Raw genomic sequence first — 24,308 nt, 5'->3', positions numbered from 1 at the left:
GGCCGAGGCCGACATCGATCTGCATCGAGATGTAGGGGTTGCCGCTGGTATTGCCGGTCTCGTTCCAGGCCGTGCCGATACGCACCTTGCGGCCTGATTTGTTGACTGCCGTCACGTCGTAATCCGGGCTGCGAGCGGACATCTTGGCCCGTGCCTCGAGCTGGATGGCGATGTCAAAGCGCGCCGAATGGATCATGCCGGTGTACTCGGCGGCTGAGGTCTCGACATTGCGGGTGAGGGTTCCTGCGAACATGGGATGGTTCCTTTTGGATTGGCCGGTGCCTGACGTTTTTGCCAACGCATCCGGGATTGCTTTCTCGACCCCTTGAGGGATCACAAATCAGAAAGCCTGCTTTCCTTTCAGCCCCGCCCACGGGTCAGCGCTGCCGTCCGAGTGGGAATGCCCCCGCGCCTCCGGGTGCTACGCTCCTCCCCTGCCCGTCCGGTCTTGATTGGTTGCCCGGATTTTCAACGCTGTCCTCCGACCGCGCGATGAAGAACTCCTCCTCTTTGCCGTTCAACCGTTGCCCTTCCTGGTCGGTCAGACCGATGCAGCTGCCGTTCGGCACATAGGTGATCAGGTACTGCCCAAGCCGGTCCTTGTGGACAACGTAGCCGGTATTGGCCCAATGCACGGTCTGGCCGGCATCGACGGCCGCCTTGATGTCTTCGAGTGTCATGCGAACCTCCTCAAGAAGAATGGTGGGGAAACGACGCAAGAAGCCCGGTCGTCCAACCGGGCTTCCATGCAGTATTCGTTTGGCAAACGGCCAAGAGCTGTCAGGCGCTTTGCGTGGCTTGCGTCGCGCGCGCCGCCATCCAATCCTTCAGGCCAAGAACCGTTCTTCCGGCGGCGACCTCGGAGGCCCAGGCGACCCTTGGGTCGCCGCAGGGCTCATCGCCAGAATGCCGGTCGATATGGCCATTGGCCATCCATGGCTCGGGCTGGATCCGTCGCAGCCAGTCCGCCATGCTCGGGATACGGCCCTGGCAATCTTCGCGGACATGTTGCTCGCCGATCCAGCGCACAGGTATGTCCCGACCAGCGCTATTGGTCAGGGTCAGGCCGAAGACACGTTCGGCTTCAAACAGGCCTTGAGCATGATGGCGCATGGCTCGGTGCGTGAAGAGCGCGAGGTGCTCTTTCGAGGCGTCGAACCAGTCGTGGACGGCTTGATAGTCGGACGGCACCCCGCCGAATTTCCGGGCAGAGCTTTCAGCATGATGAAGCGGATGGGCCATCTCAAAGACCCTCATCATAGCTGTGCGAGCATTCGACATAGCGGTCCGCGTGATCGAGGGTGATGCTGTCTAGTGCTATGTCCCAGGTCAGCGTGCCGTAGCCGCCCTCGTTGTTTTCGAACCCCGGGTGATGGTGATAGGCGAGCGACCAGGCGAAATCGCCAACTTCTGTGACAAGCGGCTCCGGCAGGTTGACCTCTGCAGGCCGCACCGTCACATCCTCGACATTGCCGGAGTCGCCATAGCCTTCATATTCGGCAGTGACCTCGCTGATGCCAAGCGCACGTAGTTGCGCGAGCAGCTCCACTCTGGATGCCTTCAAGGTGGTTTCGCGCTCTGCACGCCACTGAGCCGCCATTGCGGCATAGTCGATTTGGGGATTGGTCATGGGTCTGTCCTCTCGTCTGAATTTGGGGGGACCGGGCGTGGCATTGGTCTGCACGCGCCCGGAAAGCGCAGACCGGTGAAACCCAGATCCGCGACGCCCGACCGGAAGCCCGCTTTGACTTTTCAGGCGGCTTGTTCTGCCGCTCTGGCGGCTTCCTGCCCCACGATCCGGGCCAGAATGCTTCCCGTATCGATCCCGTCACCATGCGGCAGGAACACCCGCAGCTGGAAGGCGATGATCTCGGTAAAGCAGCCGAGGGCCTTGAGGCCGTCGATCATGCCCCGATCCGCGCCGCCCAGCTCGAGGCGCATCTCGCCTGCGACACGGCGACGGGTCAAGGTGAGACCCCGGCCCAGATCGACAGGCGCGGTGGTGCCGAGGGCGGTGGTCAACATCTCCTGCGGTGTTTGCGGGTTTGAGACGAGGAAGCGGGCGCGCAGCGCGGCCGCCCCTTCCTCGCTCAGCGTGCGCCCGATCATCGCGGTCGCCCCGTCGGGCGTGACGCGGTAAATGCGCTCATTGGTGGTCGGTATGTCCTTCCAGATTGGCAACAGCAGCCCGGTCAGCAGGTAGAGCTTGGTCGTGGTGGTTTTGGGAAGGGCAGCAGCCTCTTCACCCCAAAGACGTGCGAACTCGGGCCTGTCGATCTCTTCCCAAGCCGAGGACTCAAACCGTGCCTCTTCGAGATAGCTCGACCCGTTTGGCCGCACCGCCTTGCGCATCAGCGTGACAATGTCCTCGTCATACATCTGCATGGGCCGCGCCGAGATGAGCGCCGCGCGACCGGAGGCGCGATTGACCATCGGCAGCTTGTCCGGATTGCGAGATATGGCCTCTTCGGCGCCCAGGACATGGACCGGGTCCGTCACCTTGAGCCCGATGATCCGCGTCACGGCACCGGATTTCGGGCAGGTCCAGAGATCCTCTGTGGAGACCTGTTCGATCCTTTCGCCGCGCAGGGTTTCGACGCCGAGATCGAGCGTGCCCGCCGCGCGCGCCCGTTCCGTCTGATCAGCGATCCGGCGCATGAACTCGGCAAAGAGTGCGTTCTGCATGTGGATGGGCAGGGCAAGCACCCGGTTGAGAAACCGCTGGATCGGGGGAAGCTCCTCAAGGAGCACCCCGTCCTTGTCGATCAGCCGCAGGGCCGTCCGGTCGGTGAAGCTCTCGTAGCTCATCGCCTCAGCGCGCCCGGCGGCAAGATCGGCGAAATACCCACGCAGTGCCGCCCGCGCGATCGGGCTTTCGAGATTGTCCTCCTCGCGGAACATGCCCTGCGAGCCGGTCTCGCGCTGACCCTTGGTCAAGGCCCCCAGCTGGTCGAGGCGCTTGGCTATCGTCGAGGTGAAACGCTTTTCGCCATGCACATCCGAGGTGCAGACCCGGAAGAAGGGCGCGCTGACCTGGGCCGAGCGATGGGTGCGGCCCAGGCCCTGGATGGCCGCATCGGCGCGCCAGCCGGGCTCCAACAGGTAGTGCCGGCGTCGTTTCTGGTTCTTCGCCGTTTGCGCCGCATGGTAAGATCGGCCCGTCCCGCCCGCATCGGAGAAGATCAGGATGTCCTTCTCACCATCCATAAAGGCTTGGGTCTCCGACGAATTGCTGCTGGCGGCGCGCTTCTCGATGAAGAGGTGGCCATCGTCCGCCTTCAGAGGTCGAATCGACCTTCCGGTCACTTCGGCCACGGCCTCGTCGCCAAAAGCCCAGAGGATCTGATCGAGCGCCGAGGGGATCGGCGCCAGCGTCATCAACTCCATCATGGCCGCATCGCGCAGGGCAAGCGCTTCGCGGGAGACAACCAGCGCGCCATTGGCGTCGCGCAAGGGTTCAGCCACCATGTTGCCGTCGATCTCGACAAGCTTTTGCGCATGGATCGGGAAGGCCTGTTCGAGGTAGCCAAGAACATAGTCGCGCGGCGTCAGCGCGCCCTCGACGAGCTCATCCTCTGGGTCCATCGTCTCGAGCCGGCGTTTCAGCAGGCTCTCGCCTGTCGAGACAACCTGGATGACGCATGCGTTGCCCGCCGCCAGATCATCCTCGATCGCGCGGATGATGGTCGGGGCCTTCATGCCCATCAGGAGATGGTTGAAGAAACGCTGCTTCGTGCTCTCGAAGCGGGACTTGGCCGAGGCGCGTGCGGCCGAGGCATTGGTCTCGCCAGAGGCGTCGTTGACGCCGGTCGCTGTCAGCGCCGCTTCGAGATTGTGATGGATCGTCCGAAACGCGCCCGCATAGGCGTCGTAGATCTCGATCTGGGCAGGGGTGAGCGCGTGTTCGAGCACGTCATACTCCACGCCGTCGAAACTGAGGGCGCGGGCCGTGTAGAGGCCGAGCGTCTTGAGATCGCGGGCAACCACCTCCATGGCGGCGACACCGCCGGCTTCCATCGCAGAAACGAAGCTCTCGCGGCTTGGGAAGGGGTATTCGGGGCCCTGCCCCCAGAGCCCCAGCCGCGCGGCATAGGCGAGGTTGTGCACGCTCGTGGCACCCGTGGCCGAGATGTAGAAGACGCGGGCGCGGGGTGCTGCCAGTTGCAGCCGCAGGCCCGCAAGGCCCTGCTGCGAGGGTTTGACCCCCCTGCCCTGCTCGGACCCGGCCGCGTTCTGCATGGCATGGGCCTCATCGAAGGCCAGCACGCCGTCGAACCCCGCGCCCATCCAGTCGAGAATCTGGCTGAGCCGCGTGGTGCTGCATTTGCCCGCGGACCGCAGCGTGGCGTAGGTGACGAAGAGGATGCCGTCGCCCATCGGGATGGGCTGGTCCGGTTTCCATTTGGAAAGCGGCTGAATGTCGGCAGGCGAGCCGCCGAGATCGGTCCAGTCGCGGATCGCGTCCTCGATAAGCGTGGCGGATTTGGAGACCCAGATCGCCTTCCTGCGCCCGGCCAGCCAGTTGACAAGGATGAGCCCTGCGCATTCGCGTCCCTTGCCGCAACCGGTGCCGTCGCCGAGAAAGTAACCAAGGCGATAGGCCCGTGCATCCGGGTCATCATCGGCGCGCGTCAGCTTGGGCTGGTCGTCATCGATGGTGAACCTACCGGGCAGGTCGCGCCCATGGGCATCATGCGCCATGATGATGGTCTCGAGCTGCGCCTCGGAGAGATGTCCCTCCTCGATCAACCGGGCGGGCAGGCGCAAGTCATCACTGCCCGTGTTTGAGGGCATGGGCGGGGCAACCGAGGCCATGGCGATGCTCTCGACGAGCGGCGTGGGATGTTCTTGTGCGCCCGCGATCTCGATCCGCTGCGGGCGGTAGCGCGCATAGATATCCGAGACCGGCATGTTGTCGCGCGGAGCATCAAAGTTTGTGAAGCTGAGCGGGCGAACGACATTGGCCCGGTGCTTGGAGGCGGTGACAACACCGGCAGCGGTCTTGCGCGGGGCAGATGATGGAACGGTTGGCCGAGCATGAGGGATCGCTTCAGCCCTTTGGGCGGGGCGCATCTCGGTCCGGGTTGCGGCCACGGCATCGACATATGCCAAGGCTTCATCCAGATCCCGCACAGGGACGCGGATCATCTCGCCGTCCTCCTGCACCTTGTCGAAGACCATCAGCTGGGTTTCGACAGAGGTGCCGAGCTTGCGGTAGACCTGCCCCGGCATCGTCAACGCCAGTCGCGGCGTCAGGAGGCCGCAGGCGCGGGACCAATGCGCGGCATCGCGTTCGGGCGTGAATCCTGGCGGCATGATCGCCACCAGCCGTCCGCCGGGTGCCAGGCGCTTTGCAGCCGCAACGAGATGTTTGGCCGCGATGTGCTTGTCTCGGGAGCGGTCGACCGAGGAGGCGAAGGGCGGGTTCATCACCACGACGTCGGGTAGAACCGGCGACTGAAGCAGATCGTCGATATGCTCGCCGTCATGGCCCGTCACCTCGCCGCCGAAAACCGCGCGCAGGAGGCGCTGTCGAAAGGGGTCGATTTCATTGAGCACAAGCGTGGCACCGGCCCGGGCGGCGAAAGCGGCCAGTGCACCGGTGCCCGCCGAGGGCTCCAGAACGGTCTCGCCCTTGCGGATCGCCGTGGCCTGCAAGACCAGCGCCGCAAATGGCAGCGGCGTGGAAAACTGCTGCAGCCGGATCTGCTGCTCGGAGCGGCGGGTTTCCGTCAGGAGCCGCGAGGCAAGCAGCTTTGCAGCGGCGATGTCACCTGCCGCGCCGTCCCCACGCAGCAGCACCTGAACAGCCGCGGCCTGCATCAGGTCATATGCCATGCGCCAGTCCCAGGCACCGCCGGCATCGCTGCCATGGAACGTCTCGCGCATGATACGCGCGAGCGCTGAACTGCGCAGGGGCTGGTTGTCGACCTCCGCGCCGATCTGCGCGAGGGCAGAGGTGAGGTTAGCGTCGGATTCAACAGGATTGGGGAGCGTTGAGAGAGGCTTGGACATGGGAAATTCCTTTGGATCAGGGGCTGAGTTCCAAAGGACAAAAAGCCCGCTCTACACTTTGAAGGCGTAGAGCGGGCAATTTCTTAGCGGGGGGCCTGCACCCCGATCATGGCCACTGCTGCGCAGCATGAAGAACGCGCAAAATGGTCACCATCTCAGGGCTTTCAGCATAAACCACGATGTAGTTCGGCCGAACAACCATCTCCCTAGTCCCGTCCACACGGCCCGCGCGGTACATCTGAGGGCGTTCTGGAAGGAGGGACGTCTTGTGTTCAATCTCGTCTTTGAGAACTTGGGCGGCATCCGGGTTGTCGTCAGAGATGTAGTCAATGATTGCCAGCAAGTCGGCTATGGCCGTGGCTTTCCATTCAAGATTTGGCAAGGCGCTTCCCGTCAATCAATGCCTGGGCGTCTTGCATCGCCTTGGCATGGGGCGTTGTGGGCCTTGGATCGTCCAGCGCTTCCTGTACCTTCGCCCTGAACCAGGCGTCATAGGCATCCGGATCAGCGGTCAATCCGGCAGGCAAGCCGCCTTCTGCGGCCACGCGGGTCAGAAGAATACGCACCGCGTCGGAGAGCGTCAGACCGACGCCCGCAAGTGCGTCCGAAGCCTGTGCTTTCAGCTGATCGTCAACACGGACATGAAGCATGGATGTTTGGGCAGGCATGGATGGTCCTCCAGTTGATGGAAGTGTTGTATCTCATTTGAGATACGAATTCAAGTCGGCAGTATGTGCGCGCGTGGTCCCGTGGTGTTGTCTCAGCGGGAAACTCAGCCACCCTGCCCCGCCAGGAACTCCGCCAGCACAGGACTGGCCTCGCCTTTTGCGGAGCTGAGCAGCTCCGAGCCCGCAAGCGAGGCCTTCGACAGGCGTACGAGCCCACCGGTTTCCTCGATGCGGTAGCAGCGGCGTTTTTGCCGGCCCCGCCTGTAGTGCGTCGCGGTGACGATCTGGCATGTACTGCCATCGGTGAGCGTCACGGGCGTGGCGAGCCTGATCTTGTCGCCTTCCTCGTAGTCCGGGATCGCAGCCCAATTCCGGCAGCGCTGACGCCAGTCCTGGGCGTAGCTGTCCGGGTCTTTCAGGTCGGAGAGAAGCTCGATCAGCCCAAGCGGAGCACGAGATTCGTTCGGGCCAGCACTTTCCTCCATGTCCTTGTAGCCCCAGCAGCCGTCATCGTATCGGGTGAGGAAGACAGCCCCGAAAGTGATGGAGCCATCCGCATCGGTGACATAGGTCGTGTCTTCGACAGGGGTGCCGTCGAGATTGGTGACCTTTGCCGCCGCATACCAGGTTGAGCCGACCTTGCAGGCCTTGACCAGTTCGGTTTTGCGCGTGTCGCCATGAGAGGTGCAGAGCCGGGTGATTTCTGCTTTCTCATCCGCGTAGGTCTGGACGCGGCCGTCGGTGTAGAAGAGCCATCCCATCACGCCACCCTCCGGTCATCGATTTCCATCAGCGCATCGAGCGGCACGCGATAGGGCTGCATGGCGTCGAAGTCCTCGCAGTTGCCGCAGTTCTGCACGATCGCGAAGGTGTCGCAGGCATCCTTGAGGATAACCCGGAAGGTGCCGCCGAGGCCCGAGGGCACTTCGTAGGTTCCGCCGATGAGATAATCCGAGGCCCGGCGCACGAAGACGCGGATGCTGTGGCCATCGGTGGCGAGCCGGATGGCCCCTCGCCCCCGGTCGATGAGCACCTGCACGTCATCCAGGATGTCGGTGTAGAACTGGCCGGTCAGATCACGAAACGCCATGCGGCGCTGCGCCATCCAGTCGGTGTCCCGAAACGGGTTCATGCCGTCGGCGAAGGCGAAGGAAGGATCGGCCTGCTCGGTGGTAACGATACGGGTGGTCGTGCCATCGATGCCGTTCGAGCGCAGATGCACACCATTGCCGACGATGAGGATCAGGGCGGGCCTGTCCACGGGCCCGTTCCAGTTGGGCAGGAAGGTCTTGCAGGCGCGCGCATGCGCGATTTGCGCCGCAACAGCGGAGGCAGAGAACTTGAGAATAGCCATGGGGATGTCTTTCCGTTGGGTGTGGGAGGGGTCGACCCGCGCGGGGAATGCCTCGCGCGGGTCGCGTGAGGACTCAGGCCGCTTGCGCGACCTCGCTGTCAGGCTCCGGAGATTCCTCGATGGGCTCCGCCTCATCACAGGCGACACCGGCCGTCTGCATCATCGGCGGGCACCAGGCGACCACGGCAGCGCGCTGCGCGTCCGTGAGCGTGGCGAAGGGCTCGGCGAAGAGCTTGTCGCAGAAGGCGACGATCTCTTTCTTGCTCGACGAGGCCAGCGTCACCGCCTCCTGGGCCAATCCCAGATCCTCGCCGAGGATCTTCAGGAGCCAAGCCTTCTTGAAGCGGTTGAAGAGCGCCGCATTCGGCGTCCAGTGGGCGCGGATGTCGGGCATGATCTCGATCTCGAACGCATGCATCAGGCTGTCGCGCTGGCGGTCCCGCGCGAAGCAGGACTGCGTGGTGCTGGCCGTGGCATAGGCCACGAGCTTGGCCTTCTCGCCGGCCTCCAGCGCGCGAAACGCCGCGAACTGATCGGCGGGCGCGCGGGTGTCATCGAGCCAGGAGAGATCAAGCGCATCATGCGCCGCCGCCACCTGCTCGAGCGAGGTCTCGTCGATCTCGTCCATCTTGGCATGGCTGCGGTATTCCTTGCGGGCATCGATCTTGATCGCCTGCGTCACGGCCATGCCGCTGGCCAGAACGTCGCTCACCAGCTTGAAGAGCGTCAGATCGAGCGTGGCTTCCGGATGCAGCGCCATCGCGGCCCCCAATGCCATGGCCCGCTCGGTCTTGAGATCGTCGGCCAGCGAGGCCGGGTAGGTGATTTCGCCGGCGTCGGGGGCTTCCTCCCCGGTCGTGTTGGCTGAGTCGGCGCGCGCGCCCTCTTCTTTCACGATGTCCTCCGGGCGCAAGAGGCCCACATGGAGCGTCACCTGCCCGCCCGACCAGGACGCGATCACGCCTGCACGGGCGAGATCCTCGGCGCTATAGGCCTCCTGCAGGTCGCGGGCGTCCTCTTCCAGAGCCTCCACTCGGTCGCAGAGCACGGCGTAGGCGTCCTCATCGAGCTCTTCGTTCTCCGTCTCGAGTTGCAGTTGCTCAAGCTCGGCGGTGATCTCATCGATGCGCTTCTGGGCAGCCTCATCCGGCTCGATCGGGCCGGGATAGACCCGGCCATAGTCCGCCATGGTCGCGTAATCGTAGCGGACCATCGCATCCGCCCAGGCAAAGCCCAGTTTCGCGCGAACCTCCTCGGCGGCGACCCCGAGCTTCTCGAGCAGGATGGTCTCGACCAGCGCCGCATCCTCGAGCACGGAATGCTCTTCCAGAAGGTCAGCCGCGACGGCACCGCCACGCGCCTCGTAGTCCGCGCGCACGAAGGCTCCGATATCGTCGCTGACCTGCACGCCGCGAGATTTGAGCGCTTGCCGGACGGTATAGGCCTGCAGATAGCTGTCTTCCTTGGTGAGCGCCTCGTAGACCTCGCGCTGAACCTCCTGGCTCGGGTGCTCGGCAAAGGCCTTCATCGTGTCGAGCGTGATCGTCTTCGCCCGAGCGGCGGCGCGGATATCGGGGTGGATCAGCCCGTAGCGCAACCGGCCTTTCACGGCGGCAACGGTCGTGCCGAAAGTCTTTGCGATGGTCTCAGGCGTCTGACCGTCGACCTCCATCATCCGCGCGAAGGCCTCGAACTCGTCAATCGCATTCATGGGGGCCTGCGTGATGTTCTCGGCGAGCGACAGTGCCGTGGTGACGTCGCAATCGTCCGGCACGAGGCGGCAGTCGATCTTGGTTTTCGCGGTGAACCCCTTCGCGACCTTGTCAGCGACCAGCTCCTTCAGCGCGGCATGGCGCCGGCCACCAGCGAGGACGGCGTATTTGCCGTCAAGCTTCTGGACCAGGAGCGGCTGGAGCAGGCCCAGAACGGCGATGCTGGCTTTGAGATGCGCGATGTTCTCGGGGTCATAGGTTTCCGGGGAGTTGCTGCGCACGTTGGCGGGATGGGCGGTCAGATCGCCGATAGCGACGGAGACGGGTTTGAAACTTGCGGTCATAGGATGTCCTTTTCGATGGGTATGGTGCGGCCCGCGCTCGCGCGCGACCAATCCCCGGCTTCGGGGATCAAAACGACAGAAGGCCCGCTTTGCCTTTTGAGGGGCAGCGGGCCTTCATCGTCTGAGATGTCAGGGGGGGGGGGCGTCCCCTGCCCCTTTACCAGTCGCGCGCCAGCATGATGGTCAGCACGCGCATGGTGGTGGCGGGGTTGTCCGGGGTCTCGGCCCCGTAGCGGAAATCCGAGCCTGCTTCATACAGATCGATCTTCCAGAACACGGTCTCTCCCCGGATATCGACCGCCCCGAAATCGTGCCAGCCCTCGGGATCATTCTCAGGCTCGAACGTGGCAAACTCACCGGTTGCTTTGACCGCCTCGGCCATGAAGCCATCGCCGGCCTCCATAAGCGAGCGGGTGACATGCATGCGGCCCTGGATGGGTTGCGCGGGCGGCACCCCAAGGCATGCAAGTTTGCGAAACGCGTCGTTCTGCACCGCGATCACGGTCGGATCCGGACGGTCTGGCTGGGGCTGTGCAGTAATGGTCATAGGGCTCTCCTTTGAGAAGTTGAAACACCCTTCCCAAAGCCTTCTTTCACTCTTGCTGACGCACACCCCTCAAGCGGCCTCAGCGTTCTCCCCGGCCCTGCCCGTCTCTGATCTGGCAATCAGATAGTCGCAGGCACGTTGCGCGTCCGCGGCGTGGCGGAAGATCGCGCCCTTATCTGAGCGAAGGACACGCAACCAGTTGTGCAGGTAGGCGGCATTCATCTCGAGCGTATGGGCCGTGAAGCCGAGTGTCTGACCCAAAAAAACCGAGGTCAGTTCGGCGACGATCTCTTCGCGGGCATAGGCCGTGTTGCCAAACTTCGAGAGCCCGAAATCGCGGTTTAGCCGATGCGGGGCTTTCGTGGCATGGGCCAGCTCATGGGCCCAGACCCCGTAGAAATTGCGCGGGTCGTGGAACCGGGTGATCGACGGCATGTAGACCTTGTCCACGGGCGGCAGGTAGTAGGCTTCCGTGCCGGTAAAGACGGTCGTGATGTCGATGGCATCGAAAAACGCCTGCATGTGCGGGATGGGCTCGGACGGCGGATGCTCGGGCACGGGCTCCGGGTCCGGAAAGAAGCTGTCGGGCAAGCCCTCGATCTGGCAGGCATTGAACACGCGGTAGGATTTCTGGAAGCGGAATATACGGGCTTCCTCGGAGTGATCATCCCCGTCGCTGCGGTCATGCTCATATGCGCCCGCGTCTTTCCGGCTTTGACCGTAATAAACGACGACAGAGGACTTCTCGCCCTTGCGGACCTTTGCGTCCAACGCATTGGCTTGCGGCAGCGTCATCCAGAAGGGAGAGCTGTGGCCCGCCATCACGGTCCGCATCGTCAGCAGGAAGTTGTTCACCCCTTGGTAGGGTTCTCCGCCCACGCGCAGGGGACGAGAGCTGCCACCTGCGGTCCATGGCTTGCGCCACGGCAGGACGCCGCGCTCGATGATGCGGATGATTTCGTTTGTGATGACCTCTGAGGCATCGAATTTGGGCGTGCGGGATCGGGCCATGGCTGGCCTCCTTTCGAGTTTTGGTGAGAGGGAGTGGTGACTAGGTTGACCGACAGGGGCGCGGATCGTTGGCGATCCTGGCACCGAGGGCTTCGACCATGTCGATGTAGGTGGTCAGCGACACGGACTGGCCGGGACCCGAAGAGTCAGGGTCGACCGATCCGTCCCGCGCCACCCGCGGCAGGTTCGCGAAGGTGATGAGATCGGTGACGGGTCGGATATCGATGAACGGCGTGCCACGTGCGACCGCAAGAGCGGCCAAGGGAAAGCGCTCGATGGGCGCGAAGGTCGACACGGTGGTCCAACCGAGATGGATGAATGTTCCACCCTCTCCGCAGATCACATGCGCGTTTGGCAATGACGCCGCCTGCTTCAGATAGCCGAGGTCACGCAGGACAGTCTCGCGCTCGAGCCGTTGTGCCTGCCCCGTCTGGCCGGTTCGGCGTAGTTCCTTGTGTCGCCACCACCAGGCAGCGGTCGCGCGCAACACGCGCAAAACACCTGTTTGCATCGGAATGCCCTTCATCAGGAAAGACAGACCGGAATCCGGCCCGGACCCATCTGAGGGACCCCAAAGGCCCTCATCCGTCAGTCACAAAACCCGAAGGACACTTTCACTCGTTAGGGATCTGATGCCGGAGATTGTTAAATGCGAAGCTCATGAGAACGCAGGATCCTGCACTTTCTGGCATCAGACCCCAATGAGGAACAGGATCAGGCCCGGACACCCTCTTTCGGGCATCCTCAGGCCTGACCTCCCCCGGCCCTCCTCTTCCTCTCAAACCCCATGATTTCTGCAGGCGGCTTGTATTTGTTCCCGTTATGTTCTATACTGAAAGCCCAGCTAAGAAGGGAGTTCCCTGATGGAAAGCACCACTTACGCCCTGCCCGCGACGCCAAAGCAGATTGCCTATGCGCGGTCGCTGGCCCTGCGCAACCAGACGCTTTTGCCGTGGGAGGTTCAGCAAGATCGGCGGTCCCTGAGCGCCTGGATCGACGCACAAGCCAAACTGAACCCAGGCGCGCAGGACAGCCGCCCGACATCAAAGCAGGTCGCCTTTGCCGAGCGCCTCGCCCGCATCAAGCGCCGCGCCGTGCCGGACGAATGCTTCCGCGACAAGGAGCTGATGTCGAAGTGGATCGATGGGAACAAGTGAAGCTGGGCAGACCCTGCAGTGATCGAGATTACTTCAGCCGATCGACAACGGATGCCCCGCCCGACCTGGCAAGCGCGATCAGGCTGGACTGGATTTTGGATGTGAAGACTGAACTGAACGTGCCGATGGGCGTGCGGTCCTCCCAGACATAGGACCGCTCCAGAATATCGGTGTTGATCTCGTCCAGCATGACCCATTTGCGAACATGGGTTTCCAACCCCACGCGCTGCGACTCGATCTGTGGCACCTCGATGAACTTGCGCGATGGCAAGGGCGGCTGCGTGGTGATCGGCAGGATGAACACCACGGTCTCGCTATCGGACTTGGCGACAGTGACGGCGATACAGACAGGCCGCGTCTTGCGGCCCTCGGTCTCGCCCGCCATCTGTTCGCGTTTCCACAGGAACGGATAGCGGAAAACCTCTCCAGCGGCAGGCTTAGTCATCCGCCCGCGTCAAGTCCCGCTCGAGCCCTTCAATCATCAGCGCCTTGAGATCCTCGGGCATCTCGTCAACCATATGAGCCTGTTGCGTGGCCCCCCGGGTGAGGTGCTGGTACTGGTCCATGCTCATCAGCACGAATTTCGGCTTGCGATGTTTGGTGATCGCAATCGGCGACCGAATGGCCGCGTCGAACAGGTCACTTGTGTGCCGCGTCAGGTCGGCCGCCTTGAACTCGGGAAGCTCATGCATGATCAGGGTCTCCATTTGTCCAGAATATACATACATTCTGGATATTCTGCAAGAGATGGGTTGAGCCCTTCCATGTGTCATCCGAACCGCCGCACGGTCTCAGTGTAGGTGTACTCATAGGCGGTGTTGCCGTCTTCAATGGACTCGTCCGAGGTCAGGTGGTCGTAGCCGCGAGAGACTGCCAACGCGCCGTAGCGGTCAAACATGACGAAGGCCCCTGCCCGCCCGATGTCTGTCGGATTGAAGGCTATCGGCCGGATCTCGATCTTTTGGATCTCTGCTTCCAACACGCCAAGCTGCGTATCGATCTCGGGGGGAGTTCATCTTGTCTAGCGTACTCGTTTTCCAAGGCCTGATACTCGGAGAGTAGTTTGGTATGGGTCGCTTCTTCATCCGTCACCAGCCAATCGAGCAGCATTGTGCCACCCTCAGCGTTATAAGCATTAACACAGACAAAGACGGCGGTAAGGTTGGCCACCTGGGCCGAGGCGTCTGTGAACATCTAGCAAACCTGGAATGGCTTCTTGTTTCATGATAAGTTGATCACATCCCAGACCTGCACCTGACGCGGGTGATCTGGGTTAACCTTCAAACCACCATTCTTCTTCTTGATGATCGTATGGTTTGAAGTGTGCCGCATTTGTCTCTTGATCTTCGATGGCTAAGCAGACTCACCAGCCGGTCGAGTTTATGTGGCAAGAGCATCAGTTTCCTTGCCTCATCATAGCGTCGAGGTAGGCGTTGTTGTTTTTCACCTGTCCTGTGCTGGCTCTCAAAATTAATTCGTCGAGTGCAATAAGGAGCTGCCCTGGACCTCGTTCTCTAAGGTGTTTTATGATCCTGCCTTGTTCTATTCTTAGCAATTTTCCGACATCGGCCAATATTTCGAGAACTGATTGATGATCTCTTGGTTCATCCGGGAAGAAGTCCGATACGTTTTTCAGGTCCGTCCAAGCCATAATTGTCGGATCTCGGCGTTCCTGAAAACCAGAGGTGCATTGCGCATCTGCTCTATCCTTTTTTATATTCAATCTTGTGGGTTCTACGTGCCGGACATTTTGTCCGTCGTCGCCGGACATTTGGTCGGGCATTGTTTCCTGAGTGTCATGGTTTCCGGCCGGAAACTCTCTGATGGTCGCTCCGACCAACTCTGCCAGCCTCTTGATAAGCTCTATGATTTCGTCGGCTTTGAGAGTTGCACGGCGTAGGATGTTTCGTACGTTTTGGAGAAATGAGACAGTCTCAACATCCTTTGCTTGGCGCAAAGCCTCGACACGAAGAGCCAGTGCCTCCGCCTTGAGCGACCGTAGCTTTTCCTGATCGCCCACAAGCTGTTCTGCGTGTTCGGTGAGCTCTCTTTCCCGATCATACATTGGCTGCAGATCGAAGCCAAAGGCATCTCTGATCAATCCACCGTAGCGAAGAGGGAACCGTTTGCGGGTTGCGCTATCCCTGCGCTGGATCAGCCCGGCATCCACGAGGTGTCCGATACACCGTCGAATCGTTCTCTCGTTCAGGCCGTTCGTTCTCTCAGACAATGATGCGTTTGAGGGAAAGACGATAGTCATTGGAGCTGTTTGTCCGGCCTTCTTCGGCATGAAGCTGATCAAGGCCTGCAGTGTTACCAGGTCATTTGGTGTCAGACCGAGTTCTTTGCGAAGCGCTCGGATCGGCTCGATGACCCTGTACGGGTTCGTACCGGGTACAGAAGATCGTTCCGCCAAGGCGGGTGTGTGAGAAAATACCTGTCTCATGATGATGTCGGCTGAAAAAGCTTCCCCGTTCACCGCGAACGGTGTTGAAAACGATTCGGCTTCGGGGTATCAATCAGGTGTCTAAGCTAATCGAGGCCCTTCGGAAGCACTGCTTTCGGGGGGTCTTTCCTTTTCTGGCCTGTCCTCCTTTCTGCTCAGTTTTCGTTATCGTCTATGTCAGGACCATCAAGATCCTGATCCCTGCCGGAGACTGGGTTACCCATGGGTTCCATTTTCTCCGGGGTAATGATCTGCCCTGGACCAGCGGCCTTCGCGTTCGCCAACGCGAGAAGAGCGGCCTCTGGATTCTCAGAGATCCACTTATGAAGCCCGTCATCTCCGTTCTTGACGGTGATGATCACGTTTCTTTTGGTGACCTTCACCATCCCGAGTTTTGTCTTGATTGCCGATGGGGCAGGGGGCTTGTGCTGTTTCAGGAGCCCTTCGAAGATCGCAAAGCGTTCGTCGGAGGTCTTGCCTGAACCTCTGGATTCCATGAGAGCATCATGGAATTCTCGGTTTCCGGCCGGAAACCCTTCATCTCCAGAGAAGCCAAGGCTCTCATAAGACTTTGCGGCAGCATACCAACGATCCCGTCCAACCCCGGGTGCCGCCCCGATCTTTTGAATGAGTTCAGTCGGAATACAGGAAGTGACTTGTTTCATGCGAGCAAGTCCCGTGAGCTTGTCACCGGCTTTCCTGGCTTTCTGATCGATGTTGAGGGCGTCACAGACCAGTCCCTCATCCTTGCCGGACTCTATGAGAGAACGTGCAAACAGGGCTTTCTCGATCCAGCTGAGGTCTTTTCGGAAGCTGTTTTCTTGGCCTTGTGCAAGAATCGCTTGATCCTCATCCAAGCCTCTGATGAGAGCCTTTGCGGGCTTGCCAATAAGTCGAAGGGCCGCTAATCGCCTGCGCCCATAGATGATCCTGTACCGCCCCCCTTCGGGGCTCAGAAGTATCGGGATAAGCTGTCCCTGCTTGTCAATGCTTTCAGCCAGTTCCCTGATGTCATCTTCGTCATCCAGGGCCAGACGATCCTGGAACTCGGAATCATCAATAAGGTCGGTACTGATTTCTTGAATTGAAGATTGTGCCGCATCCTGAAGAGAACGGGCCATTCCCGAAAGGGCAGGGGCTCGTGACTGGGTTCGAGTCGGAGAAATCGACGAGCTCTGCTGCTTTTCTTCATCCTCGGGAATGTCGAATGTGACTTTGCGGGCCATTACTTACGCCCCCATGCCGTTTTGATGAGCCCTTCGACCTCCGCCACAACCCCGTTGATGGACTCGATAGCCCGATCGTACGTCTGGCGATGAAAATCCGTTCTGGCGATCTCGAACAGTGTCTGTTGCGTGAGCCCAGCGTCAGAGACTGCGGAGGATTTCAGGAAAGGCTGAGTAAGAACGTCATCCGTGAACATGGTCCGCAGGAAAGCCGCCATCTGGGTTTGGGGGCCGTCATTGGGCTCGAAACGAGTGATTAGAAATCTCATGAAGTCCCAGTCGGGCGATGCGCCCACATCAGCAATTGTTGCCATGAGGCTGGATGTGAGCTGCAGGAATTGGGCCATCGAGGCGACGTCAAGCATGCTTGGAATGACAGTGACGACTAGGGATGTCGACGCTACCAAAGCCGATAGTGTGGTAAACCCGAGTTGCGGTGGGCAGTCGATGACGACAATGTCGTAGTCTGTCTCGACTTCATTAATGCAAAGGGCAAGCCGCTGATAGAACGGCGGCCTGATATTGTTTCGAAGGGCGTGTGCGGTTTCGGTCTCGAACTCAGAGAGCAACAAGCCGGCCGCGGCTAGATCGAGGTTGTGGAAATACGTTTTGCGCACAACGTCTCTAAATGGGATAGGGTCCTCGTACCGAAGGGCATCGTACACCGTTCCGGCCTCAGGGAAGTCGATTTCCGGCCGGAAACCGAACATGGTGGTCATGGAGGCTTGTGGGTCGAGATCGATTGCCAGAACTCGATAACCATCAAGGGCAAGCTTTTGGGCCAGATGAATCGCCGTTGTCGTCTTCCCAGCGCCCCCTTTGAAGTTGGCGATCGAAATGATCTGGATATGCTCCCCATCCCGACGACGAGGAACGATATGCTGGAACTTGGTGCTTGACCGGGCTATTTCGTGGCGCGCTATATCGATTTGCTCTGCAGTGTAGAACCTGCGGCCGCGGGCGTCTGTCTCGATTTCACCGAGATCGAGCTTGTCCTCGAAAAACATCTTCCGCAAAAAATCTTGGCTTACCCCGAGGATCTGGGCAACTTCCGTGGATGAGAAGCGTCTGAGAGCCTTTCGTTCATCAGGTAGAAACGACTTGCGCATATTCACATCAAGCGATTTGCTTAGACGTGTCGCCATCGTTTGGATCTTTTGATCCATTCTGATCCGCTGCTCGTTCATGCCCGTCCCGCCGCCCGTCTTCCGGGTCTATCTTGAGAAGGAACGCAAAACCGCCGGAAACTGATGGTTAGCGTTCTTCCGCAAAAATGTCAGGAAAGCGTTTGACAGGCAAGGATTTTTTCAAATGGTGGGCCGGTATCCGGTGAAATCATTTATTTACAATGACTTATCTTATTTCGCGGATCCAGCGCGTCAAGTGCTTGTGTCGCTGCCATCTCTTAAACGCAAGATGTACCCGATTCACATAGGCGGTTTTGCTTCCAAAGAACGAATCTGAGTCTCTTAAATCATTCCCAGTCTCTCGGCTCGCTCCAACAGCATCTTGACCGATGAGGGCTGCCATCTCGTTCGGCCACGGGGCGTGCGTTCGCGCATAGATTCCAGCCGTTCACAGATCGCTTGAAGCGTGATGTCAGGATCTGCGCCCTTGATGCCAGCAATAATGGCGGGCAAGCGATCGTCCGTTTCGCGGCGCCCGGCGCGGGCCAGCACCTCGGTAGGCAGGAAGCCGTCGCGGACATAGGCCTTCACAGCGCGCAGCAGGCGGCTTTGGGTCCAGCGACGCGCCTCGGGCAAGGGGCCGTTGATGATGCGCAGCACGTCCTCCCAAGCCAAGTCGGGTCGCAACCGGCGCACGTGGGGCACCCAATCTTGTGCCGTCTCGTTCAAACGCTCCATGTAGCCGTCCTGTCGCGCCAGCCGCACTTTGCGAAGAGCAGCAGGGTCTTTGGCACGCAGCCCAGGGTTCCCGCCCACGCGGCCCTTTGTGCGCGCGCTGGCGAGGCCGGCCTTGGTGCGTTCCCGGATCAGGGCGCGCTCGAACTCGGCCGCAGCGCCCAAGACCTGCAGCGTGAACTTGCCTTGCGGGGATCCGGTGTCGATCGGGTCCTGAATGGAACGAAAGAACGCACCCTTGGCCTCCAGCCGTTCGATCACCTCCAGCAAATGCGACAGGGATCGCGCGAGGCGGTCGATCCGCACGACAACCAGCGTGTCGCCCTTGCCGATGCGTTCTAACACCCGCGCAAGCACCGGCCGCGCACGATTGCCGCCCGAGGCCTGTTCTTCATGGATCTCGGCGCAGCCCGCGGATTTCAGGGCCTGCGACTGGGGCAGGGGGGTTTGATCCTCTGTTGAAACGCGCGCGTAGCCTATCAGGGGCATGAAAACGGGGCCGTTTGCAATTTCATATACCGTTACTAAACGACCGTTTGTAAACAGATGCAAGGGCGCTCTCTGTGATGCTGCTCATCAAAAATCCCTTGGTTTCCATACGCTGAGCGTGATCAGAGAGATCTCGCAGACCACCGCGCGCGCGTGCTATATAAGGTGTGTGGGCGCACCCTGACAAAACACTTGGGTAAAATGCAAAAGTGCCGTATTTTGCTCATATGAAGCCTCAAGTATCTGCGCAGTATGATAGTTTTGACGATCCTCTAGTGGATTCGGAGGGGCTTGAAGAGACGTCTGAGGACGACCTGTGGTTCCTGCCCGGTCCGATGGAAGTGGAGCCGGATTATCTTCCGCCCGGACCGAGGGTAGATCTGCGTGAAACCGCAGTCCTCGACGATTGGCGGAAGGCAGAGGCGGGCAATGCCGCCCATCTCGCCCGTGTGGCTGGCCGGACCGGCGCGCTAGACGATCGGCTGCACCGTGGCCCGGAAGGCTGGCGGCACAGGCTCGCGCTGATGGAGGCGGCAGACCTCAGCTGGTTTGTGGGCGACCGAATTGGACCGGATCGGCTGGCGCTCTGGATATCCATGCGCTTGTCCGGTGTGCAGGACGACACCGCAGCGCTCGCGCGTGTCGGATGGGCAGTGCGGCGTCTGACAGGCGGTCCCGGCCCAGAGGTGGACCTGTCCGCTTTCCTCGATCGCCGTGACCCCGAAAACATGGCGGATGAAGCCGAGCCCTTTGCGGATCGCGCGGGCGGTTGGCTTGACCTGATGGCGCAAGCCGCCGACCTGCACCCGATCACACGCGCCTGCATGGGGTTTCACCTCTGGAGCCTTGCGGGCCTCGGGCAACAGGGCGACCGGATGGAAGCGGCGGTTACCGCCGCACGCATTGCCGCCAGCGAAGGCCCGAGTTCGAATGGGGGGGCCATCTTTGCGCCTCTGGCTACACGCGGGGCAGGGGGGCTGCGCGCCAGTGGCCCATCGGCTGAGCGCTTAGAGCGTTGGCTCGAGGGAATGGAAACAGCATGCCTGACAGCAATGCGACACCTCGACGATATCCAGGCATGGTCAGCTCGGGCGGAAACCATGATGGCCCCGCTCTCTGGGAAGACACCACCAGCATTGCGCGCCGTGCTGACCGAATGGCCCGTCGTCTCCGCCCCAATGGCCGAGACCCTGACCGGTGCCAGCCGCGCCGCCGTCCAGCGAAACCTCGCCTGGATGGAAACGCGAGGCCTGATCCGCGAGGTGACTGGGCAGGGACGATATCGGATGTGGCGCACCACGACCTAAGAGATGAGCGTCATCGCTCGGTATCCTGACGGGTGCGTGCCAGTCGGCCAAAGTTCCGGTAGGAGGAGGCAAAGCCCGCCGGAACCTTGGTAATCAAGGTGCTCGAAGTTGGAGATACTCCTCGCCAGTGCGCAAGGTCGCTGTGGCCGGCGCTTCCGTGCGGTTGTGCCTTCACCATCTATGATTACTGGTGAAGGCGGCGAGCAAGACGCCCGGTATTTTGAACACCGCGCGGCCCTGTTTGTCGTTGCTGCTTTGCTTGCCCCCGTCACCGTGCAAGTCAAAGTTCACCATACTGCCGTTCGCGGCTCAGGCGAAGCGGGCGATATGGCCCTCCTCCATCGCCAGCTTCGACAGGATCTGACTCTGCAGCAACCGTGGACTCGGGAACAGGCCGGGTCAGGCTGGGCGCCGCGCGGATCTTTTCGTAGTAGCGGATGGTAAATTGCGGATCACAAGGATCGTGTGTGTTCACGAAAATATGTCCTTGAACCTCTAGCCACTAGAAGTCTTATCTAATCAAAGTGAACAGATACCGTTCTTGCCATAGATTGCTGGTGGGAACCGAAAGGGTAAGACATGCTGACAAGACGACACTTCATTCAAACAACAACGGCGCTATTCTCCGCGTCTGTTTCCAGCCCCCTGTTGGCCGATACCTGGCCCGCCGAGGCACAGAAAGCTGAATGGGACGCGCAAGTCACGCCGCCCGGATTCGATCCGGCTACGTCAAACCCTTGGGGCCTACACCCGCGCTTTTTGCCCCAGCGCGTGGTCGCGAAACCCGGACTCGTGCCAGGAGACATCCATGTCGATGCAGTCGCGCGGTATCTCTATCATATCGAGGAGAGCGGGACCGCAATGCGCTACGGTGTGGCCATTGCCCGGGGCAACCTATATGAGCCCGGGGTCTACACGATCAAACGCAAGGTGAGGTGGCCGCATTGGACGCCGACCCAGAACATGATCGAGCGGGATCCGGAAAACGCACGATGGGCCGACGGGATGGAACCCGGCCCCGAAAACGCTTTGGGATCACGAGCCATCTATCTGTACGTCGGAGACCGCGACACTTATCTTCGAATACACGGCACGCCCTATCCGCGAAGTATCGGCGGTCGAGCCAGTTCGGGTTGCGTGCGGATGGTCATGGCTCACATTAACGAACTTTATCCCAACGTTGAGATCGAATCGACGGCACATTTGTACTCAGCGGAGGACAGTGTCACCGCGCGAAGTTGAGTGTGGTGCGTAGGTCTGAGGCGCGTTGATGCAACGTGTGGCGCGTCCTCAAGCTTCGCGTGCCACGCAGATCGGATTACCGTTCGCCGTACGCAACGGCAGCAGCGTCGTTTCGACCGGCCCGCTGTGTTCGTACCAATAGCAGCCGTCTTCCGGCATGAGGCGCGCCGTTGCAACATCCTGATCCGGAGCAGCCATCGCAACCACGGCTTCGGGAACGTTGCCCGTCTGGTCTGCCGTGTCGTTCGGCCCTGTCGGCTGGATGGCGCATCCTGTCGTGAGCAAAAGCGCCACCGCAACCATCATTTTTTGCTTCAGCATCAAAACCTGCATCGAGTTTCCTTTCTTTTCTGTTTTTCTTCGTATCGGCTTTCTATGCCTAACGCCGTGATTGAGGCTGTCGTCGGACCGTCTAGCAAGAAAACAAACGGAAATACCACCGAACTTTTCTCTTGAAGCTCTAGCTACTGTAGGGGCTATGTCATGACAAAGCACCCGAATCCAGAGGTCCGTTCATGCCGTCCGACACCCACCGCCACGATCACGATCACGCCGAAGACGCCCAGGCAAGCGGCGGCAGTTGCTGTGGTAGCGCCGGAACGTGCGGCGACATCGCACCGACGACGCCCGCCCCAACCGGCGGGCGCAGTTTTCAGGTGTCCGGCCTCGATTGCGCCGAGGAGGTCGCGATCTTGAATAAGGTAATCGGCCCGCAGATCGGCGGGGCCGAGCATCTCGCGTTCGATGTGATCAACGGGAGGATGACCATTCTCGACAGCGCAAAGAGTGTATCGGACGACGAAGTTGCGGAACTTGTCGCGAGCACCGGCATGACCGCGAAGCCGTGGAATGCCGAGAACGCGTCGGTCGACCAAGCGGCCCATCTTGCACGACAGCGGCTGTTTACGGCTCTCAGCGGCGGCTTCTGGGCGGCGGGTTTTCTCTGGCACATCGTCGAGACAGGTATGGGCGGGGCGCTCGGCCTCTTCGCGGGGCACGGCGAAGCGCCGATGCCGCTGGCCGAGGCAGGGCTTTTTGCAGTTGCTATCCTATTCGGCGTTTGGCTTGTGGCACCGAAGGCATGGTCGTCCGCACGTCGGCTGTCGCCCGACATGAACCTGCTGATGGTTGTCGCAGTCGCCGGAGCCATCGGGCTCGGTGAATTCTTCGAGGCAGCGACAGTGGCTTTTTTCTTTTCGCTGTCCCTCTTTCTCGAAAGCTGGAGCGTTGGGCGCGCGCGGAACGCGGTGTCGGCGCTCCTGGATCTTGCGCCACCCACCGCGCGCGTGATCCGCGATGACGGAAGCGAGACCGACATGCCGGCGGCGCAAGTCGCCGTAGGCTCAAGCTTTATTGTACGCGGTGGCGACCGTATCCCGCTCGACGGCCTGGTGACGGGTGGCGCGGGCGCGGTCGACCAGGCGCCGATCACCGGCGAAAGTGCTTTGATACCCAAAGAGGCCGGAGACGAGGTCTATGCGGGCACGATCAACGGCGAAGGTACACTAACGGTGCGCGCCACGAAGGCCGCCTCGGATACCGTCTTGGCCAAGATCATCCGCATGGTCGGCGACGCTCATGCCCGCCGCGCGCCCGTGGAACAGTGGGTGGCAAAGTTCGCCCGCATCTACACGCCTATCGTCATGGCTCTCGCCGTCGCAATTGCGCTACTGCCGCCGCTTATCTTCGACGGAGCCTGGGATTACTGGTTCTACAATGCCCTCGTGCTGCTGGTGATCGCTTGCCCATGTGCTCTGGTCATCTCGACCCCTGTCTCCATCGTCGCAGCGCTCACCGCTTCGGCGCGGGCGGGCGTCCTCATCAAGGGCGGTGCCTATGTAGAGGCGCCGGGCAGGACGACGGCGCTGGCCATGGACAAGACCGGCACAATCACCATGGGCCAGCCGGAAGTGGCGGCGGTGCACCCGCTGGGCGGGGCTTCAGCGCAAGATCTGATGACCCTCGCCGCAGGACTGGAGGCACGTTCGTCGCACCCTTTGGCGCGTGCCATTCTCGCGCGGGCGGAGGCCGACGGCGTCAAGGTGTCCGCCGCAGAGGATACCCGCACCATTCCCGGCAGGGGACTTGAAGGACGCACTGACGGACGGTCGATCTGGCTGGGGTCGGACCGGTTTGCCGAGGAGAAGGGTTTCGGCGACGCCATTCCGAAGGATCTGCGGGAGCGGATCGAAGGCGCCGGCAGCACCCTTGTCGCTGTCGGCGATGAATCCGGTGTGACGGGCATTCTTGAACTGCGCGATCGCATCCGCCCTGATGCCAAGGGCATCGTGGCGCAACTTCACGCGCAGGGCGTGAAGACCATCGTCATGCTGACCGGTGACAACGAGCGAACAGCGCGCGCCGTTGCCGCCGAGGTCGGTATCGACGAGGTGCGCGCTGAGCTTCTGCCCGAAGACAAGGTGACAGCCATCGAAGACCTGGTCAAAACTCACGACATGGTTGCCATGATCGGCGACGGGGTGAACGATGCACCCGCAATGGCGCGCGCGCATTATGCCATCGCGATGGGTGCGGTTGGTTCTGACGCGGCAATCGAGACGGCGGACATTGCCCTTATGACCGACGACCTCGGCAAGGTGCCTTGGCTGATCGGTCATTCGCGCCGGACAATGTCGATTATCCATCAGAACATCGGTATTTCCTTGGCGACCAAGGGAGTTTTCGTTGTCGCTACCGCGTTCGGAATGGCATCGATGTGGGGCGCTATTGCAGCCGACGTGGGTGTGTCATTGCTGGTGGTGGCGAACGCCCTGCGCCTGCTCAACAGCCAAGAGGCCAAGGCACCGCCGTCCGGTGGCGAGCAGGTTGGGCCACAGATCGCAAAGGCCGCGCTTGCCCACGGACATTGATCACGCGGCATTTGCAAGGTAACATTATTTCCATATCAGACCTCACGAAAGAGGCATC

The 24,308-nt window shown here is 61.0% G+C and carries 26 protein-coding genes; 4 read left to right on the top strand and 22 right to left on the bottom strand.

The features are described 5' to 3' along the window. From CFP68_RS16905 to CFP68_RS16845, 13 genes are all read right to left on the bottom strand, one after another. Positions 1-253, bottom strand: a 253-nt coding sequence (locus tag CFP68_RS16905) for a DUF736 family protein (RefSeq protein WP_145953480.1), incomplete at its 3' end; no start/stop codon positions are given. A 124-nt stretch (positions 254-377) separates the two neighbouring features. Then, entirely contained in the window at positions 378-680 is a 303-nt protein-coding gene (locus tag CFP68_RS16900) for a hypothetical protein (protein ID WP_099828106.1), read from the bottom strand. Between the two features lie 100 nt (positions 681-780). Continuing rightward, positions 781-1,242, bottom strand: coding sequence for a DUF6915 family protein (locus CFP68_RS16895; protein ID WP_099828112.1), 462 nt, complete (start codon positions 1,240-1,242; stop codon positions 781-783). A gap of 1 nt (position 1,243) precedes the next feature. Beyond that, entirely contained in the window at positions 1,244-1,630 is a 387-nt protein-coding gene (locus CFP68_RS16890) for a DUF6878 family protein (RefSeq protein ID WP_067260971.1), read from the bottom strand. A gap of 122 nt (positions 1,631-1,752) precedes the next feature. Then, a complete protein-coding gene (locus CFP68_RS16885; RefSeq protein ID WP_099828105.1) occupies positions 1,753-6,015 on the bottom strand; it encodes a strawberry notch family protein in 4,263 nt (1,420 codons plus the stop codon). A 106-nt stretch (positions 6,016-6,121) separates the two neighbouring features. Continuing rightward, positions 6,122-6,397 carry a type II toxin-antitoxin system RelE/ParE family toxin gene (locus CFP68_RS16880; RefSeq protein WP_071974127.1) on the bottom strand — a complete coding sequence of 92 codons (276 nt, stop codon included), beginning with the start codon at positions 6,395-6,397 and terminating at the stop codon, positions 6,122-6,124. Continuing rightward, complete coding sequence (locus tag CFP68_RS16875) at positions 6,384-6,683, bottom strand: type II toxin-antitoxin system RelB/DinJ family antitoxin (protein ID WP_044353023.1); 300 nt, start codon at positions 6,681-6,683, stop codon at positions 6,384-6,386. The genes CFP68_RS16880 and CFP68_RS16875 overlap by 14 nt, the downstream gene beginning before the upstream one ends. A 104-nt stretch (positions 6,684-6,787) precedes the next feature. Continuing rightward, the gene (locus tag CFP68_RS16870; protein WP_099828104.1) at positions 6,788-7,444 is read right to left on the bottom strand and encodes a DUF6927 domain-containing protein; all 657 of its coding nucleotides are present in this window, start codon (positions 7,442-7,444) and stop codon (positions 6,788-6,790) included. After that, on the bottom strand, positions 7,444-8,037 hold the full coding sequence (locus CFP68_RS16865) for a hypothetical protein (RefSeq protein ID WP_037911611.1): 594 nt from the start codon (positions 8,035-8,037) through the stop codon (positions 7,444-7,446). Before CFP68_RS16865 ends, CFP68_RS16870 begins: the two co-directional genes overlap by 1 nt. Before the next feature lie 73 nt (positions 8,038-8,110). Continuing rightward, positions 8,111-10,093 (bottom strand): ParB/RepB/Spo0J family partition protein, encoded by a 1,983-nt coding sequence (locus CFP68_RS16860; protein ID WP_099828103.1) that lies wholly within the window; start codon positions 10,091-10,093, stop codon positions 8,111-8,113. A gap of 157 nt (positions 10,094-10,250) precedes the next feature. After that, entirely contained in the window at positions 10,251-10,640 is a 390-nt protein-coding gene (locus CFP68_RS16855) for a DUF3768 domain-containing protein (RefSeq protein ID WP_099828102.1), read from the bottom strand. A gap of 69 nt (positions 10,641-10,709) precedes the next feature. Beyond that, the gene (locus tag CFP68_RS16850) at positions 10,710-11,651 is read right to left on the bottom strand and encodes an ArdC family protein (protein WP_099828101.1); all 942 of its coding nucleotides are present in this window, start codon (positions 11,649-11,651) and stop codon (positions 10,710-10,712) included. 40 nt (positions 11,652-11,691) lie between these two features. Continuing rightward, positions 11,692-12,162, bottom strand: a complete 471-nt coding sequence (locus CFP68_RS16845; RefSeq protein ID WP_241524143.1) for a hypothetical protein — start codon at positions 12,160-12,162, stop codon at positions 11,692-11,694. 352 nt (positions 12,163-12,514) lie between these two features. On the opposite strand from CFP68_RS16845, the gene CFP68_RS16840 reads away from it, so the two are divergent. Continuing rightward, a complete protein-coding gene (locus CFP68_RS16840) occupies positions 12,515-12,808 on the top strand; it encodes a hypothetical protein (RefSeq protein WP_099828099.1) in 294 nt (97 codons plus the stop codon). A 28-nt stretch (positions 12,809-12,836) separates the two neighbouring features. On the opposite strand, the gene CFP68_RS16835 is transcribed toward CFP68_RS16840, so the two are convergent. The 7 genes from CFP68_RS16835 to CFP68_RS16805 all read right to left on the bottom strand — a co-directional run bounded on the left by CFP68_RS16835 (position 12,837) and on the right by CFP68_RS16805 (position 18,831). Beyond that, positions 12,837-13,253 (bottom strand): hypothetical protein, encoded by a 417-nt coding sequence (locus tag CFP68_RS16835; RefSeq protein ID WP_240453984.1) that lies wholly within the window; start codon positions 13,251-13,253, stop codon positions 12,837-12,839. Then, positions 13,246-13,500, bottom strand: a complete 255-nt coding sequence (locus tag CFP68_RS16830; RefSeq protein WP_241524142.1) for a type II toxin-antitoxin system prevent-host-death family antitoxin — start codon at positions 13,498-13,500, stop codon at positions 13,246-13,248. The genes CFP68_RS16835 and CFP68_RS16830 overlap by 8 nt, the downstream gene beginning before the upstream one ends. A gap of 77 nt (positions 13,501-13,577) precedes the next feature. Beyond that, complete coding sequence (locus CFP68_RS16825) at positions 13,578-13,787, bottom strand: hypothetical protein (RefSeq protein WP_145953479.1); 210 nt, start codon at positions 13,785-13,787, stop codon at positions 13,578-13,580. 417 nt (positions 13,788-14,204) lie between these two features. Then, positions 14,205-15,254: a helix-turn-helix domain-containing protein gene (locus CFP68_RS16820; RefSeq protein WP_099828111.1), complete on the bottom strand. Its 1,050-nt coding sequence runs from the start codon at positions 15,252-15,254 to the stop codon at positions 14,205-14,207. 155 nt (positions 15,255-15,409) lie between these two features. Next, positions 15,410-16,480: a plasmid partitioning protein RepB gene (repB, locus tag CFP68_RS16815; RefSeq protein WP_099828096.1), complete on the bottom strand. Its 1,071-nt coding sequence runs from the start codon at positions 16,478-16,480 to the stop codon at positions 15,410-15,412. Continuing rightward, positions 16,480-17,667, bottom strand: coding sequence for a plasmid partitioning protein RepA (gene repA, locus CFP68_RS16810; protein WP_099828095.1), 1,188 nt, complete (start codon positions 17,665-17,667; stop codon positions 16,480-16,482). Before repA ends, repB begins: the two co-directional genes overlap by 1 nt. Before the next feature lie 282 nt (positions 17,668-17,949). Next, positions 17,950-18,831, bottom strand: a complete 882-nt coding sequence (locus CFP68_RS16805; protein ID WP_047997796.1) for a recombinase family protein — start codon at positions 18,829-18,831, stop codon at positions 17,950-17,952. A gap of 227 nt (positions 18,832-19,058) precedes the next feature. Here CFP68_RS16805 and CFP68_RS16800 point away from each other — a divergent pair, with 227 nt between their 5' ends. Continuing rightward, positions 19,059-20,138, top strand: a complete 1,080-nt coding sequence (locus tag CFP68_RS16800; RefSeq protein WP_099828094.1) for a hypothetical protein — start codon at positions 19,059-19,061, stop codon at positions 20,136-20,138. A 280-nt stretch (positions 20,139-20,418) separates the two neighbouring features. Here CFP68_RS16800 and CFP68_RS17995 read toward each other — a convergent pair whose 3' ends face one another. Further along, on the bottom strand, positions 20,419-20,613 hold the full coding sequence (locus tag CFP68_RS17995; protein ID WP_145953478.1) for a hypothetical protein: 195 nt from the start codon (positions 20,611-20,613) through the stop codon (positions 20,419-20,421). Between the two features lie 104 nt (positions 20,614-20,717). Between CFP68_RS17995 and CFP68_RS16795 the strand changes: the two genes are divergently transcribed. Next, on the top strand, positions 20,718-21,380 hold the full coding sequence (locus CFP68_RS16795; RefSeq protein ID WP_027238623.1) for a L,D-transpeptidase: 663 nt from the start codon (positions 20,718-20,720) through the stop codon (positions 21,378-21,380). A 48-nt stretch (positions 21,381-21,428) separates the two neighbouring features. On the opposite strand, the gene CFP68_RS16790 is transcribed toward CFP68_RS16795, so the two are convergent. Further along, positions 21,429-21,713, bottom strand: a complete 285-nt coding sequence (locus CFP68_RS16790; RefSeq protein WP_027238624.1) for a hypothetical protein — start codon at positions 21,711-21,713, stop codon at positions 21,429-21,431. Positions 21,714-21,895: 182 nt separating this feature from the next. Here CFP68_RS16790 and CFP68_RS16785 point away from each other — a divergent pair, with 182 nt between their 5' ends. Beyond that, on the top strand, positions 21,896-24,250 hold the full coding sequence (locus tag CFP68_RS16785; RefSeq protein ID WP_099828093.1) for a heavy metal translocating P-type ATPase: 2,355 nt from the start codon (positions 21,896-21,898) through the stop codon (positions 24,248-24,250). The last annotated feature ends 58 nt before the right edge of the window (positions 24,251-24,308 follow it).

The organism is Oceaniglobus indicus (genome assembly GCF_002751875.1).
Taxonomy (GTDB): Bacteria; Pseudomonadota; Alphaproteobacteria; order Rhodobacterales; family Rhodobacteraceae; genus Oceaniglobus; species Oceaniglobus indicus.
Note: the sequence above shows the minus strand (reverse complement) of the source record. Positions and strands in the feature narration are given on the sequence as shown.